Source organism: Bacillus sp. HY001 (assembly GCF_007558965.1).
Taxonomy (GTDB): domain Bacteria; phylum Bacillota; class Bacilli; order Bacillales; family Bacillaceae_G; genus Bacillus_A; species Bacillus_A mobilis.
In genome coordinates, this window is the sequence record NZ_VLTE01000415.1 from 1 (window position 1) to 206 (window position 206).

The following is a 206-nucleotide window of genomic DNA, read 5'->3' on the forward strand; positions in this document are numbered from 1 at the left end:
AAACACCATATAATCGCTATTTTCCAACGTCCACCTATAACGGATAAAGCCAAATCTTTGCTAGTGAAAAAAGTTTTTTCTTTATAATCAATAACCATATATCACCAATTCTTTCTATTAGGGTTTTGTTTATAGTGACAAAAACGTCAGTATTGTCTAGTGAATTATAATATGTAATTATGGAAAAGTAAATTAGAAAACAAAAG

Annotated in this window: 1 pseudogene; it reads right to left on the minus strand. The window is 27.7% G+C overall.

The annotated features are described in order from the left end of the window. Positions 1-98: pseudogene (locus FOT98_RS32035) on the minus strand (winged helix-turn-helix transcriptional regulator); the annotation flags it as partial. Between the last annotated feature and the right edge of the window lie 108 nt (positions 99-206).